At 75.0% G+C, this 13,863-nt stretch carries 11 protein-coding genes; 8 read left to right on the forward strand and 3 right to left on the reverse strand.

Going from position 1 to position 13,863, the window contains the following annotated elements; genetic code table 11:
- Positions 1-353: 353 nt before the first annotated feature.
- Together ACFU9E_RS16515 and ACFU9E_RS16520 are read left to right on the forward strand one after the other, a co-directional pair.
- A complete protein-coding gene (locus ACFU9E_RS16515; RefSeq protein ID WP_380685163.1) occupies positions 354-1,589 on the forward strand; it encodes a M64 family metallopeptidase in 1,236 nt (411 codons plus the stop codon).
- A gap of 109 nt (positions 1,590-1,698) precedes the next feature.
- Entirely contained in the window at positions 1,699-3,051 is a 1,353-nt protein-coding gene (locus ACFU9E_RS16520) for a nitrate/nitrite transporter (protein ID WP_380685161.1), read from the forward strand.
- Here the strand turns inward: ACFU9E_RS16520 and ACFU9E_RS16525 are convergent.
- Together ACFU9E_RS16525 and ACFU9E_RS16530 are read right to left on the reverse strand one after the other, a co-directional pair.
- Positions 2,940-3,296 carry a hypothetical protein gene (locus tag ACFU9E_RS16525; RefSeq protein WP_380685159.1) on the reverse strand — a complete coding sequence of 119 codons (357 nt, stop codon included), beginning with the start codon at positions 3,294-3,296 and terminating at the stop codon, positions 2,940-2,942. The two genes, ACFU9E_RS16520 and ACFU9E_RS16525, sit on opposite strands and share 112 nt — an antisense overlap.
- 150 nt (positions 3,297-3,446) lie before the next feature.
- Positions 3,447-4,268 carry a maleylpyruvate isomerase family mycothiol-dependent enzyme gene (locus ACFU9E_RS16530; RefSeq protein WP_380685157.1) on the reverse strand — a complete coding sequence of 274 codons (822 nt, stop codon included), beginning with the start codon at positions 4,266-4,268 and terminating at the stop codon, positions 3,447-3,449.
- Between the two features lie 174 nt (positions 4,269-4,442).
- Here ACFU9E_RS16530 and ACFU9E_RS16535 point away from each other — a divergent pair, with 174 nt between their 5' ends.
- From ACFU9E_RS16535 to ACFU9E_RS16545, 3 genes are all read left to right on the forward strand, one after another.
- Entirely contained in the window at positions 4,443-5,240 is a 798-nt protein-coding gene (locus ACFU9E_RS16535; RefSeq protein WP_380685155.1) for a carbon-nitrogen family hydrolase, read from the forward strand.
- 238 nt (positions 5,241-5,478) lie between these two features.
- Positions 5,479-6,552: a GntR family transcriptional regulator gene (locus tag ACFU9E_RS16540; protein ID WP_380685153.1), complete on the forward strand. Its 1,074-nt coding sequence runs from the start codon at positions 5,479-5,481 to the stop codon at positions 6,550-6,552.
- Positions 6,553-6,669: 117 nt separating this feature from the next.
- The gene (locus ACFU9E_RS16545; RefSeq protein WP_355362592.1) at positions 6,670-7,317 is read left to right on the forward strand and encodes a hypothetical protein; all 648 of its coding nucleotides are present in this window, start codon (positions 6,670-6,672) and stop codon (positions 7,315-7,317) included.
- Between the two features lie 73 nt (positions 7,318-7,390).
- Here the strand turns inward: ACFU9E_RS16545 and ACFU9E_RS16550 are convergent, their stop codons facing one another.
- A complete protein-coding gene (locus ACFU9E_RS16550) occupies positions 7,391-8,176 on the reverse strand; it encodes an SLATT domain-containing protein (RefSeq protein ID WP_380685151.1) in 786 nt (261 codons plus the stop codon).
- 470 nt (positions 8,177-8,646) lie between these two features.
- Here ACFU9E_RS16550 and purD point away from each other — a divergent pair, with 470 nt between their 5' ends.
- The 3 genes from purD to ACFU9E_RS16565 all read left to right on the forward strand — a co-directional run bounded on the left by purD (position 8,647) and on the right by ACFU9E_RS16565 (position 13,851).
- Complete coding sequence (purD, locus tag ACFU9E_RS16555) at positions 8,647-9,894, forward strand: phosphoribosylamine--glycine ligase (protein ID WP_380685149.1); 1,248 nt, start codon at positions 8,647-8,649, stop codon at positions 9,892-9,894.
- 621 nt (positions 9,895-10,515) lie between these two features.
- Positions 10,516-12,084: a hypothetical protein gene (locus tag ACFU9E_RS16560; RefSeq protein ID WP_380684314.1), complete on the forward strand. Its 1,569-nt coding sequence runs from the start codon at positions 10,516-10,518 to the stop codon at positions 12,082-12,084.
- A 228-nt stretch (positions 12,085-12,312) separates the two neighbouring features.
- Positions 12,313-13,851 (forward strand): N,N-dimethylformamidase beta subunit family domain-containing protein, encoded by a 1,539-nt coding sequence (locus ACFU9E_RS16565; RefSeq protein ID WP_380684315.1) that lies wholly within the window; start codon positions 12,313-12,315, stop codon positions 13,849-13,851.
- Positions 13,852-13,863: the final 12 nt, after the last annotated feature.

Below are 13,863 nucleotides of genomic sequence, written 5' to 3' on the forward strand. Positions count from 1 at the left end.
GCTGGGTGAGTGGATGACGAAGGTGTACCGGCCTGCTCCTGCCGAGCAGTTGCGCCCCCCGGCCCGGCCGGTCTCGCTTCCCGCTTCCTTCGTCCGTACAGACAGCGATCGCGGCCGAAGGGTTGCGGTCGATCCGAAGTTCTTTCCAGATTTTTTTCTGGCGGCGTCGAGGCCCTCATGGTGGAGATCATCCAAACGGTCCGACTCATGGGGACGACTGGTGGGATTCCTGTCGTTCGGCCAGGTCAGTGACATTTCCGCCGTTCGGTGAGGACGACACGCCGCCCGGGGTACGTCTTCGCGTCCACCACCTGGGCGACGCCGGGTGACCGGAACGTCGAGGACACACCCGTATGCCGCCTGGCAACCCTGGCCGGATCGTCCGGAGTCTGGCCGCGCTCGTGCTGGTGTCCACCGCCGTGCTCCCGGCCGCGCTCGAACTGGCCGGACCCCCGCCGTTCGGGGTGATCGGCCCCGGCGCCCCCGCCGACCGCGCGGTGCCGCCGCACACCGCGGTGCAGCGCGCCGACCTGCCCGCCGACGGCGGCGCCCCGACCGTCGACATACGGCGGACCGGGGACCCGGCCAACCGGATCACCCTGGTCCTGCTCGGCGACGGCTACGGCGCCGGGGAGCAGGACCTGTTCCGCACGCAGGCGGACCGGGCCTGGCGCGCGCTGATGGACATCGAGCCGTTCCGCAGCTACCAGGGGTTCTTCAACATAAGGCGGGTCGAGGTGGTCTCCCCGGTCTCCGGCATCGCCGAGACCGAGAACCGAGGCCGCCGCCCGGCCACCCCGCTCGGCATGCACTTCTGGTGCGAGGGCACCGCCCGGCTGCTCTGTGCCGACGAGGAGGCGACCGCCCGCTACGCCGGCCGCGGCCAGGGCCCGCAGTACCTCATCGCGCTCGCCAACTCCACCGAGTACGGCGGCGCCGGCGGCACCGGGGTGACCACCCTGGCCGGCGGCAGCCCGGACGCCGGGCGGATCATCCAGCACGAGATAGGGCACACCGTCGGGGACCTCGGCGACGAGTACGACAGCGCGCCGGACGACGCCGACTACCCCAACCTCTCCACCGACAACGCCGAGGAGATGCGCCGCAAGCAGACCAAGTGGTGGCGCTGGCTGGGCGCGGAGTCCCCGGACGGCGCCGGGACGATCGGCGCCTACCGCAGCGCCAACGGCGTCTACCGGCCCACCCGGGACTCGGTGATGCGCACCCTCGGCGGGGCGTACAACCTGCCCTCCCGGGAGGCGATCATCGAGGAGGTCTACCGGCGGGTCCGGCCCACCGACGACCCCGTCCCGCCGCCCGGCGAGGTCACCGGCCGGCCCCGGCTGGAGGTCCGGCCGCTCCCGCTGGCCGGCGCCCGGCAGCTGCGGGTGGACTGGACGGTGAACGGCGCCCCGGTCGAGCCGCAGGCGCCGGACCGCAGCTGGCTGGACACCGCGCGGCTGCCACTGGCCGCCGGGCAGAGCGCGACCGTCACGGCGACCGTCCGGGACACCACCGACTGGGTCCGCGACGAGGCCTTCCGGGACCGCTACATGACGCGCTCGGTCTCCTGGACGGTGGTGGGCTGAGACCCCGTTCGGGCGCTCCCGGGGCCCGGGGACGGAACGGATGGTTCGTATCCGTCCCCGGGACCCCGCTCTGTCCGTTCAATGATGGGATGACTAATCTGGGGCCACTATGACCGTGGAGCCCGCCAGTTCAGTCCGCCCCCTGTCCGCCCCCGCTCCCCGTGCCGGCGCCGGCCCCACCACCGGCCCCACCACCGCCCACCACCCGCCCGGCGGGCGGGCCGCCTGGTTCGCCTGGTCCATCGGCGTCAGCGTCTACGTCCTGGCCGTCATCCACCGCACCAGCCTCGGCGTCGCCGGACTGGACGCCGCCGACCGCTTCGGCATCGGCGCCTCCGCGCTCTCCACCTTCTCGATCCTCCAGGTCCTCGTCTACGCGGCCATGCAGATACCCGTCGGCCTGCTGGTCGACCGGTTCGGACCGCGCCGGGTGCTGCTGGTCGGCGTCGTGCTGCTCAGCGCCGGCCAGCTCGCCTTCGCCTTCTCCGGCTCCTTCGGCCCCGCCCTCGCCTCCCGGGCCGTGCTCGGCTGCGGCGACGCGATGACCTTCATCAGCGTGCTGCGGATCGCCGCCCGCTGGTTCCCCGCCGCCAAGAACCCGCTGGTCGCCCAGCTCACCGGCCTGGCCGGGATGAGCGGCAACCTGGTCACCACCGTCGTCCTCGCCCAGGCCCTGCACAGCGAGGGCTGGACGCCGACCTTCACCGCCATCGCGCTGCTCGGCGTCGCCGTCTTCGCCCTCGTCGCGCTCTTCCTGCGCGAGGCCCCGGACGGGCCCGCCACCGCGACGGCGTCGCCCGCCGCGGCACCCCGGCCGGGCGTCGGGCGGCAGATCCGGGAGACCTGGCGCGAGCCGGGCACCCGGCTGGGGCTCTGGATCCACTTCACCACCCAGTTCCCGGGCAACGCCTTCGGCCTGCTCTGGGGCCTGCCCTACCTCGTCGAGGCCCAGGGCATGACCCGCGCCGCGGCCGGCGGGCTGCTCACCCTGCTGGTGCTCTCCAACATGAGCTTCGGCTTCCTCTTCGGCCGCGTGCTGTCCCGCACCGCCCGGGCCCGGATGCCCATCGTGCTCACCGTCATCGGCGCCACCGCGCTGCTGTGGGCGGTGACGCTCGCCTGGCCCGGCGGCCACCCGCCGCTCTGGCTGCTGGTCACCGTCGTCCTGGTGATGGGCAGCAACGGCCCCGCCTCGCTCGTCGGCCTCGACTACGCCCGCGCCCGCAACCCCGTCGAACGCCTCGGCACCGCCTCCGGCATCGTCAACATGGGCGGTTTCATCGGCACGATGATCACCCTCTTCGGCATCGGCGTCCTCCTGGACACGCTCAGCCCGTCCGGCGCCGACACCTACGCGGCGAGCGCCTTCCGCTGGGCGTTCTGCTGGCAGTACGTGCCGCTGGCGGTGGGGACGCTGATGATCCTGCGGCTGCGGAAGAAGCTCGCGGAGGCGCCGGCGTAGGGTTTCTCACCTGCGGAAACGGGATTAGCCTTCCCTTTGGGAAGGTTAATCGTGCGCGAGTTGACGACACGGGTGTGTTCGATTCCGACGATGTGGCGGACGCGGCTCGGGTTGACCCGACCCAGCACCGTGCACACGTCCGCCGTGACGAACCACGGCTCGCCGTCGATCATCACGACCCTGATCGGCCGGCCCGTGACCGGGAAGCTCGACCGGACCAGCACCATCGTCTGTTCGTCGTCCATTGGGACGCCCCTCCTTCTTCCGGGTGACACTGCCCGGATCAACGAGGCCGAACGGACGGGGCTACTGGTCCCAACGTGACGCACGGGAGCACGAGGCGCACTCGCCCGGCGTGCACTCGTACGTGTAAGCCGGGCGGGTGAAGGCGACCCCTATCGGGTGACAGAGAAGTTGGCGAGGACGCGGTCGGCGAGCTCCTTGTCGCCGTCGACGACCACGTGGCCCGGGCGGCCGCGGCCGCAGGCGAGGCGGACGTAGGTCTCCCAGTCGAGGGTGAGCTGGACGTCGGGGGCGAGGCTGATCGACTCGTCGACGGTGCCGCGCCCGGCGGAGTCGACCCGCACGGTGCGCAGGAACTCGACGGGTCCGGTGACGTCGACGACCAGCGCGGTGCCGGCCGGGGCGCCGGCCTGGTGGGCGACCGCCTCCGGCAGGCCCTCGAGCAGGACGTCGCGGGCGACGAGGGCTCCGGCGGAGTCGAGGTTGCCGGGGACGCCGAGGGCGCGGCGGAGGTCCTGCTCGTGGACCCAGACGTCGAAGGCGCGCTGGCGCAGCAGCTCGTAGTACTTGATCTCGCCGCTCTGTGGGCCGCCCGGCCGGCGGACCGGCTCGTTGGGCATCTGCTTGGCGTTCCGCAGCGCGCGGGAGCGGCGGATGATCGTGTACTCCAGCTCGCTGGTCATCTCCAGCGCGGTGTGGCAGCGGCGCTTGTCGACGGGCAGTTCGAGGTAGCGGGCGGCTTCGGTGGTGACGTGGCGCAGGTCGCGCGGGAGGGAGTGGATCGGACGGGGGTCGCCGAGCAGTTCGGACTCGACGGCGATCACGTGCGAGACGATGTCGCGGACCGACCAGCCGGGGCACTCGGTGGCCCGGTTCCAGGAGCCCTCGGGCAGGGGGGTCACCAGTTCGGATATCGCCTCGATGGACCGGGTCCACGCCTCGGTGTAAGCCTGCACGGTCTGGTTGTCCGTCACGGGAATCTCCGGCCCTCCGTCAGCTGCCTTGCCACGCGTGCCCGCGGTTTCCTGGGTCGGCCGGGAATTCCGGCTTCCGGGCGCACACGCTAACCGCACGTTACGCTGCCGGGTGAGAGCAGGGCAGCGCTTTCGGGTGACGATCGTAGGACTCTTGCCGTGGACGGTGGTACTGTGCGCGCTTCATTGATCCAACTCGCGGTCTCCGACGCCGAGCCCCCGGCCGAGCGGAGGGCCCGCGCGGCCGCGCTGGTGCGGTCGCAGCGGGGATCGGACCTGGTGGTCCTGCCCGAGCTGTGGCCGCTCGGCGGCTTCGCCCACGACCTCTGGTCGGACGGCGCGGAGTCGCTGGACGGGCCGACCTCGGACGCGATGGCGGCGGCCGCCAGGGCGGCGGGGGTGTGGCTGCACGCCGGTTCCATCGTCGAGCGCGACCCGGACGGGCCGATCTACAACACCTCGCTGCTGTTCGCCCCGGACGGCGAGCTGGTGCACACCTACCGCAAGATCCACCGCTTCGGCTTCGACAGCGGCGAGGCGGTGGTGATGGGGGCCGGTCAGGAGATCGTGACCGCGGCGACCGACGTCGGCACGCTGGGCCTGGCGACCTGCTACGACCTGCGGTTCCCGGAGCTGTTCCGGGCGCTGCTGGACGCCGGCGCGCAGGTGCTGGTGGTGCCGGCGGCCTGGCCGGAGCGGCGGCGGGAGCACTGGACGCTGCTGAACCGGGCACGCGCGGTCGAGGAGCAGGCGTACGTGCTGGCCTGCAACACGGCGGGGACGCACGGCGGGGTCGAGCAGGCGGGGCACAGCATCGCGGTGGACCCGTGGGGCCGGGTGCTGGCCGAGGCGGGGGCGGGGGAGGAGGTGCTGACCGTGGAGTTCGATCCGGCGGAGGTGGTGAAGGCGCGCGCCGAGTTCCCGGTGCACCGGGACCGGCTGCTCGGCATCCCGGCGCCGGTCCAGCGCTGAGGCGGCCGGCCCCGGGGCGGCGGGCGGAAGGCCGTCCGGGGGCGCCGGTCGCACGGTCGTCCGGCGCTCGACCGGCGCACGTTCGGCGGTCGGGAGCGTACGGGGGCGCGCGGAGAGTATGGGGGGCTTGTACACGTCGGTGTCCAATTTGAGAAGATGAGCCCTCGTCGTGTTACCAGTCCGTACACCGCCGGTCTGTCCCGTCAGGCCGTCCCGCCCGCCCGAGGAGGTCGCGCGCATGTTCGGGACCGACGCGGGCGACCCCCGTCCGGTGATCCAGCGCAACAGCCTGCGCGAGCAGATCGCCGGCGCGCTGCGCGAGGAGATGATGGCCGGCCGGCTGGCGGCCGGGCGGAACTTCACCGTCAAGGAGATCGCCGAGCTGTACGGGGTCTCGGCGACTCCGGCCCGGGAGGCGCTGGTCGACCTCTCCGCCCAGGGGCTGCTCCGCGCCGAGCACCACCGCGGCTTCACCGTCCCCGAGTTCGGCTGGGACGACTTCCTGGAGATCTTCGAGACCCGGGTGCTGATCACCGACAGCTACTACCGCCGGCTGGCCAGCGACCCCGGCCGCCAGGACGAGAGCCGGCTCACCTCGCTGCGCCGCCGGGCGGACGCGGCGGCGCGGGCGGCCCGGGCGGGCAACCTCGACGTGATGGTGGGCTGCGACCGCCGGTTCTGGCAGGAGGTCGGCGGGCTGATGGGCAACCGCCGGATCGCCGACTACCTGGACTGGCTGCGGGTGCAGTCGTGGATGTTCGCCGCGCGGTTCCTGCGGTCGACGCACCAGCTGGCCGGGGTCTGCTGGGACGGCCACCTCGACCTGGTGGAGGCGATCGAGGCGCGCGACGTGCCGCGCTCGCACCGGGTCATCTGCGAGTACAACCTCTTCACCGTCGGGCTGCTGGCCGAGCTGGCCGGCGAGTCGGTGGAGACGGTGAAGGTGCTGCCGCTGCTGACCGGCGGCCTGCCCGCCGCCCGGGGCGGCCAGGGCGCCCCGGCCGCGCCGCCCGACACCCCGGAGGACGCCGCGCCGGGGAAGACCGGGGCGGGCACCGGGACCGCCGCCACCGAGCAGCCGCGTCCGGGGGAGCCCGCCCGACCGGCGGATCCGGGCCGTGCGACCGGCGGCGCCCGGGGACGGGAGCGCGAGCTGGGCCGGGAGCTGGGCCGCGAACTGGGCCTGGGACTCGGCCTGGTGCCGCAGCCGCGCTCGGTGCCGTACGGGCGGTTCGGCCGCCGGCCGTCCGATCCGCCGCCGGACCAACTGCCCGGGGGACGGCCCGATCCGCATCGCTCGCCGGGCCGGTAGGGTGGGCGGTCGTCCGTCCCGGCCGCGCCTCGTGGCGGTGGTCCGGGCACCGACCCGCCCATCCGCCGTCCGCCGCCGCGCGGCCGGTTCCCCGCGTCCGGAGAGGAAGAGCCGGCCATGGCCTGCGACCTCTGGCTCGTCCCGCTGGTGGACGTGCTGAGCCACAGCCCCGACAACCCCTTCCGGGACGACCTCGCGCTGTACAACCAGGTGCTGGCCTCCCGCGGCCTGCCCGAGATGCCGGTCTACCGGTTCGTGCCGGGGCTCAGCGGGGCGGTCGAGCCGATAGCCGCCTTCGACTACGACTCGCTGCACTTCCTGCGCCGGGCCTACCTGTTGGGTCTGACCGGCCTGGACATCACGCCGGTGGACGCGCTCGGCGGCGACTACGAGCAGCTGCTGGAGATGTTCGAGAGCAGCGCCGAGCAGTCGCACCTGGTCTGGCACTTCGACCACGCCGGCGCGTACGTGCCGATCGAGTTCGCCGCCCCGCTGGTGGAGGAGTCGCTGCTCGCCGCGGGCGGTCCGCTCGGCTCCAGCCACGGGCTGCTGCGCGAGCTGCAGGCCGTCGCCCCGGCACTGGGCATCGACCCGCTCGACCCGCCGGCGCCGACCCGGCCGCTCGGCCCGACCGGCCTGGAGCAGCCGTTCGGCCCGCCACTGGACGACCTGCACCCGTTCGCCCGGGAGCGGCACGCCTGGGCGGGCCTGTACGCGGCGGCGACCCGGAGCCTGCACCAGGGCTCGATGGTCGTCTTCGCCTGAGCCCGAGCCCGGGGCCCGGGCCCGAGCCTGAGCGCGGGCCCGAGCCCGGCCCGAGCCCGGGGCCCGGCCCGCGCTACCGCAGCGGCCCCTCCGGCGGCCGCTGGCGCGGCATGGTGGGCCTGGTCCCCGGCGGCGGCAGCACCCGCACCTGGGCGCCGACGCCCGGCTCGGTGCGCCCGCCCCAGCTGCCGGCGACCTGGGTGGGCAGCTGGGTCATCCCGGCCCGGAACTCCAGCATCCACTCCGAGGTCTCGGTGCGGACCATGTCCGAGACGTCCTCGCAGAACCGCCGCAGCACCCCGAGGCACCGCTCGGCGGCCTCGCCCGCGGTGCCCTCGGTGGGGCCGAGCACCTCCCGGACGCACTCCGAGGCCCAGTCGAACTGGAAGGCCTCCAGGCGGCGCTGCAGCGCCTGCGCGGTGGAGACGTCGCGCATCCAGCCGGAGGTCAGCCCGAACACCCGGTCCGCGCCGTAGCAGGCGGCGGCGAGCGCCAGCCCGACGTAGCCCCAGCCGGTGGCGTTGTCGACGGCCCCGGTGAGGTCGACCAGCGGGGCGGCGATGCCGCCGACCGCGAAGCCGGCCGAGGCGAACCTCAGCAGCCGGGCCCAGCGGCGCTTCCAGACCCGGTCCCTGCGGTACCACTCGACGGCCTCGACCGCCCGCTCCTCGGACCAGCGGTACAGCTCCTCCAGCCGCTCCGCGGGCTCGCCCCAGTCGCCCAGGGGGAACTGGCGGGTGCTCAGATCGGACCGGCGGCGGGTCGAGGGCCGGCGCGCCACCGTCGTGGCGGGCTGGTCCTCCTCACCGATCTCCTTGCCCCAGGCACTCTCCTCGGGCTGCATTTCCGGCTGGCTCACCTGTGGGGCTCCCTGTGGCGGGCGGACTGCTGGTCTCGCTGGTTCCGACTCTGCGCGGACCGACGTGTCCTCGGCCTGACGACCCGTGGAACGACGGACAACGCGCCGGCCACACCGCCGCTCCGGGGCGTGCTGCGGATGCCCGGGGCGGCGTCACCGGCGGCCGCCGGCGGTGGTCCAACAGCACTTCTTACCGCCAAATGGCTTACCGTGTGGGCGCTTCGCCAATGATCGTTACGGGATTCGGTCATCGGATCCCAAGGTGAGAGGGTTGCGGCGGTCGGCGGGATTTCACCCGTCCGAGCGAGGGCCCGGTGACCCGCTGTCCTGACCCGGACACCGTGCGCCGATCCCGGGGGGTTCTGATTGGAGGATCCTCCCAGGCCGCGCGGGCGCCGGATCCGCTCCGCTGTCTCTTCCTACGGGACCGGAGAGCGGCCGGAACCGGCCACCGACTACCCTTGCCCAGCGTGAAGGTCCTCGTCATCGGCGGCGGCGCCCGCGAACACGCCCTGTGCCGCTCTCTGTCCCAAGATCCCGCCGTGACCGAGCTGCACTGCGCCCCGGGCAACGCCGGGATCGCGCAGGTGGCGACGGTCCACCCGGTCGACCAGCTCGACGGCGCCCGGGTCACCGCGCTCGCCACCGCGCTCGGTGCCGAACTGGTCGTGGTCGGCCCGGAGGCCCCGCTGGTCGCGGGTGTCGCCGACGCCGTGCGCGCGGCCGGCATCGCGGTGTTCGGCCCGTCCGCCGAAGCCGCCCGGCTGGAGGGCTCCAAGGCCTTCGCCAAGGACGTGATGGCCGCCGCCGGGGTGCCGACCGCCCGCTCCTACGTCTGCACCACCGCCGCCGAGGCCGCCGAGGCGCTGGACGCCTTCGGCGCCCCGTACGTGGTCAAGGACGACGGCCTGGCCGCCGGCAAGGGCGTCGTGGTCACCTCCGACCGCGACGAGGCGCTGGCCCACGCCGCCGCCTGCGGGCAGGTGGTGATCGAGGAGTACCTGGACGGCCCCGAGGTCTCGCTGTTCGCGATCACCGACGGCAGCACCGTCCTGCCGCTCCAGCCGGCCCAGGACTTCAAGCGCGCCCTGGACGGCGACCAGGGCCCCAACACCGGCGGCATGGGTGCCTACTCGCCGCTGCCCTGGGCGCCCGAGGGCCTGGTCGAGGAGGTCCTGGCGACCGTCCTGCAGCCCACCGTGGACGAGCTGCGCCGCCGCGGCACCCCGTTCTCCGGCCTGCTCTACGCGGGCCTGGCGCTGACCTCGCGCGGAACCCGGGTGATCGAGTTCAACGCCCGCTTCGGCGACCCGGAGACCCAGGTCGTGCTGGCCCGGCTGCGCACGCCGCTGGCCGGCGTCCTGCACGCCTCGGCGACCGGCACGCTGGACCAGCTGGAGCCGCTGCGCTGGGACGAGGGCGCCGCGGTCACCGTGGTGATCGCCTCCGAGGGCTACCCGGCGGCGCCGCGCACCGGCGACCCGATCGAGGGCCTGGCCGAGGCGGAGGCCGCCGACGGCACCGCGTACGTGCTGCACGCCGGGACGAAGGCGGCCGAGGACGGCCGGGTGCTGAGCGCCGGCGGCCGCGTCCTGTCGGTCACCGCCACCGGCGCCGGGCTCGCCGAGGCGCGTGAGCGGGCCTACCGGTCGGTGGAGCGGATCTCGCTGGCGGGCGGCCAGCACCGCGGCGACATCGCGCTGAAGGCCGCGCAGTAGCGGCCGCGCACCCCCTCCTCCCCCTCCGGGCCCCCGGCGAGCGATCCGCGCGCCGGGGGCCCGGGCGTTCGCCGGCCCGCGGGCGACCCCCGGTGCGGTCCGCGAGCCCCGCGGACCCCGTGGACAACCCCCATGGACGCAGCGCCGCCGGGCGTTTCGGGGCCGAGCGGGGCCGGAGCGCTCTTCGGGCGCGGCACACCGTTCGGCGGCCGGAATCCAGCCCATCGAGTGACAGCGGCCGCATCCGGCTGACGTAACCGGGTGCCCGGCCTTATGGTGCGCTGGACCACGGCACCACAGGTCGGGCCGCTTCCGCCCGCCGCCGGGTAGCGGCGGTCGTGCGGGGGGATGCTGGACGGCGTCCGGCCGGACCGGACACGCCCGGCCCGTCCGATGCCGCCCCGGGCGGCCGTCCGGAATTCGGGCGGCGTCACCGGGACGAGTGGAACCGGGGCGATCCGGAACACCACCCGGACACGGGCGTCGAAAATGTCAGAAGCGCCACGCAGCATGTACTACCGGGGCTCGGACGCCACCGTTTCCCGGTCGGAACCGATCGTTTCGAACGGCCCAGGGGCCCTCACCGGGCACCCGAGGGCTCCGAAGGGGGTGCCGCACCGTATGGCCGCTGTCGACACCGCGCGCGCTCACGCCCACGCGGTCCTGCGCATCCGAGGGCTCGCCCTGGCCGCCGCCGCGCTGCCCGCCGCCGCCGCGGTGGTCCTGCTCGCCGGCCGGTTCACCGGCCGGATCGGCGCCCCCGGCTCACCCGACGCCGCCGGCTGGGACATCGCCCGCTGGACGGTCTGCGCGGTGGCCGCGCTCACCCTGCTGGTGGCCGCCGCGGCCGCCCGCGGATACCGCCGGGCCGTTCCGCCGCAGACCCCGGCCGTCCCGCTCGGCCGCGCCCAGGCCCCCGAGCTGTACCGGCTGATCGACGACCTGGCCGACCGGCTGGAGGTCCCCGCGCCCTCCGCCGTCGCGCTCACCCCGGACTGCGACAGCTGGCTGGAGGACGTCCCCGCGGCCCGGCCCCGCCGCCGAGCGCGCGCCGCCCGCGCCGAACCGCCCGCGCCGGTCCTGGTGATCGGCTCGCCCTTCCTCTGGTGGATGCGGGCCGGTGAGCTGCGCGCCCTGCTCGCCCCGGTGGTGGCCGGCACCGCCGCCGCCGCGGACCCCGAGATCGCCGCCGCCCGCCGCTTCCTGCGCGCCCTCGACGCCAGCCTGGACGCCGGTTCCGTCGCCGGCCCGGCCGGTGTCCCCGGCCCCGGCACCCCCCGCCCGCCCCGGCGCGGCCCGGCCGCGCTCACCGACCGGATCACCCGCCGGCTGCTCGGCGCCTGCCGTGGCCACGCCGCCGAGCTGGAGCGGTCGGTCGCCGGCTGGGCCTCCGAACAGGCCCGCGGGGTGGACTACGGCCTGCGGATCGCCGCCCAGGAGCAGGTCGGCCTCGCCTACGCGGGCTGGGACCGGCTGCTCACCCGGGTCGCGCTGCCCGCCTGGCGGATCGGCCGGCACCCCGCGCACCTCAACGCCGGCGTGGTCGCCGCACTCACCGAACTCTCCCGGCGCGACCGGCTGGCCGACGGCTACGGCAGCCGGCTCGGCGACCGCCCGGCCTGCGACCTGCTGGAGGAGCCCGGCACGGTGGACGCCGCCGTCTCCCGGCTCGCCGCCGAACTGTTCTTCGGCACGCCCGCCTCCGGCGGCCGGCGCGAGCTGGAGTGGGCCGACTACCCGGCCGACGTCGTGGACGCCGGCTGGCGGGCCCGCGCCGCCGCCCTGCAGTCCGCCCTGGACCTGCTCGCCCCGCAGGCCCGCCCCGGCGCCCCGACGCTGACCCGGCTGCTGAACCGGCTCGCCGACGGCGACGGCGAGCGGCTGGCCGCCGCGCTGGTGGCCCAGCCGGCCCGCACCGCCGCTCCCGCACCGCTGCTCGAACCGGTCCGCACCGCGCGGGACGTGCTGGTCGACCACGTCACCGCGATGGTCTGCTGCGCCGCCGTGGACACCGCGGGCGCCGTCCCCGGCCTCGACTGGCTGGACGGCCCGGTGCTGCTGCTCGGCGGGGTGCGCCGCACCGACCTCGCCGAGCCGGTCGCCCAGGCCGTCGAGCAGGGCCAGGACGGTCCGCTGCGGGCCTGGCTGGACGCCGCCGACGTCCGGCTGGAGAAGCCCGTCCGGCTCTGACCGGCACCGCCGGGAGGGGCGCGCAGCCCCTGCGCGAGCGCCCCCGGTCGAACCGGCCGCCCCGGGTCTTCGCAGGCCGGAGGCCATCCGTCCGCCGGCCCGGAAGATTCCCGCCACTAGTTGCTACCGTAGGGTGACGCAGCGCCAGCACGGTGTGGTGTATTAGTCCGCACGCACATCCGGGAGGCACATGCCAGCCCGGCGGAGGTGCACCTGGGAGGGGCGCGCGTGGGGACCGAAGTCAACCGCCGCTGGGAGTCCGGGACGCACGCGCACAGCGTCTCCGACCCCTTCGGCCAGGGCCCGCTGCCCTGGCTGCGCAGCCCGGACCAGTACCTCGCCGGCGCCGAGGGCGACGTCCCCTGGTACGTCTCGGTGGACGCCCCCGGGCAGCGTCCGCTGGCCGCCGGGGTGCGCGGCAAGCCCGCGGTCGGCACCCCGCTGAGCGCCAACGACGAGGAACAGCAGATCAAGGGCTTCGCCTCGGCCGGCGTGGTCCGCCCCGGCGGCTCGGTGGACCTGCGGGTCACCGTCAATCCGCCCCGCGAGTTCACCGTCGACGTCTTCCGGATCGGCCACTACGCGGGCGACGGCGCCCACCACATGACCTCCAGCCCGCTGATCGCCGGCATGGTCCAGCCGGCCCCGATGGTGGCCGGCCGGACCGTCTCCTGCCACCACTGGTGGCACACCTGGCGGCTGCAGATCCCGAACCACTGGCGGCCCGGCGCGTACGTCGCCGTGCTCACCACCGCCGACATGCTGCACCGCAGCCACATCCCCTTCACGGTCCGGGACTTCGAGGACCAGACCCGCGCCGCCGAACTGCTGCTGGTGGTCCCGGACGTCACCTGGCAGGCGTACAACCTCTTCCCCGAGGACGGCCGCAGCGGCGCCAGCCTCTACCACGCCTGGGACGGCGGCCGGCTGGTCGGCGAGACCGAGGCGGCCGTCACCGTCTCCTTCGACCGCCCGCACGCCACCGCCGGGCTGCCGCTGCACGTCGGCCACGCCTACGACTTCATCCGCTGGGCCGAGCGCTACGGCTACGACCTCTCCTACGCCACCGCCACCGATCTGCACGCCGGACTGGTCGACGCCTCCCGGCACCGGGCGCTGGTCTTCCCCGGCCACGACGAGTACTGGTCCGAGCCGATGCGCCGCGCCGCCGAGGGGGCCAGGGACGGCGGCACCTCGCTGGTCTTCCTCTCCGCCAACACCATGTACTGGCGGGTCGAGCTGAGCCCCGGCCCCTCCGGCGAGCCCAACCGGATGCTCAACTGCCGCAAGCGCCAGAAGGTCCGCCCCGACGACCCGGCCGCCGGGGCCGCGGGCGCCGCCAGCGCGCTGTGGCGCGACGCCGGCGAGCCGGAGCAGGGGCTGCTCGGCCTGCAGTACTCCGGCCGGGTCGCCACGGCCGTCCCGCTGGTCGCCCGGCACACCGCGCACTGGTTCTGGGCCGGCACCGGCCTCCACGAGGGCGACGGGCTGCCCGGACTGGTGGCCGGCGAGGCGGACCGCTACTACCCCAAGGTCGCCCTGCCCGGGCACACCGAGCGGGTGCTGCTCGCCCACTCCCCGTACCAGGACCCGGCCGGGCGCACCCGCTACCAGGAGACCTCGCTCTACCGGGCGCCCAGCGGCGCCTACGTGTTCGCCTCCGGCACCTTCGCCTGGTCGCCGGCGCTGGACCGTCCTGGGCTCACCGACGAGCGGATCCAGCGCGCCACCGCCAACCTGCTGGACCGCCTCTGCAAGAACGACTGAGCGGCCCTCGGG

This window comes from Kitasatospora sp. NPDC057595, assembly GCF_042800875.1.
Taxonomy (GTDB): Bacteria; Actinomycetota; Actinomycetes; order Streptomycetales; family Streptomycetaceae; genus Kitasatospora.

Coding starts and splice junctions, on each gene's coding strand:
- ACFU9E_RS16515 (WP_380685163.1), top strand. CDS start 354: ATGCCGCCTGGCAACCCTGGCCGGATCGTCCGGAGTCTGGCCGCGCTC.
- ACFU9E_RS16520 (WP_380685161.1), top strand. CDS start 1,699: ATGACCGTGGAGCCCGCCAGTTCAGTCCGCCCCCTGTCCGCCCCCGCT.
- ACFU9E_RS16525 (WP_380685159.1), bottom strand. CDS start 3,296: ATGGACGACGAACAGACGATGGTGCTGGTCCGGTCGAGCTTCCCGGTC.
- ACFU9E_RS16540 (WP_380685153.1), top strand. CDS start 5,479: ATGTTCGGGACCGACGCGGGCGACCCCCGTCCGGTGATCCAGCGCAAC.
- ACFU9E_RS16545 (WP_355362592.1), top strand. CDS start 6,670: ATGGCCTGCGACCTCTGGCTCGTCCCGCTGGTGGACGTGCTGAGCCAC.
- ACFU9E_RS16560 (WP_380684314.1), top strand. CDS start 10,516: ATGGCCGCTGTCGACACCGCGCGCGCTCACGCCCACGCGGTCCTGCGC.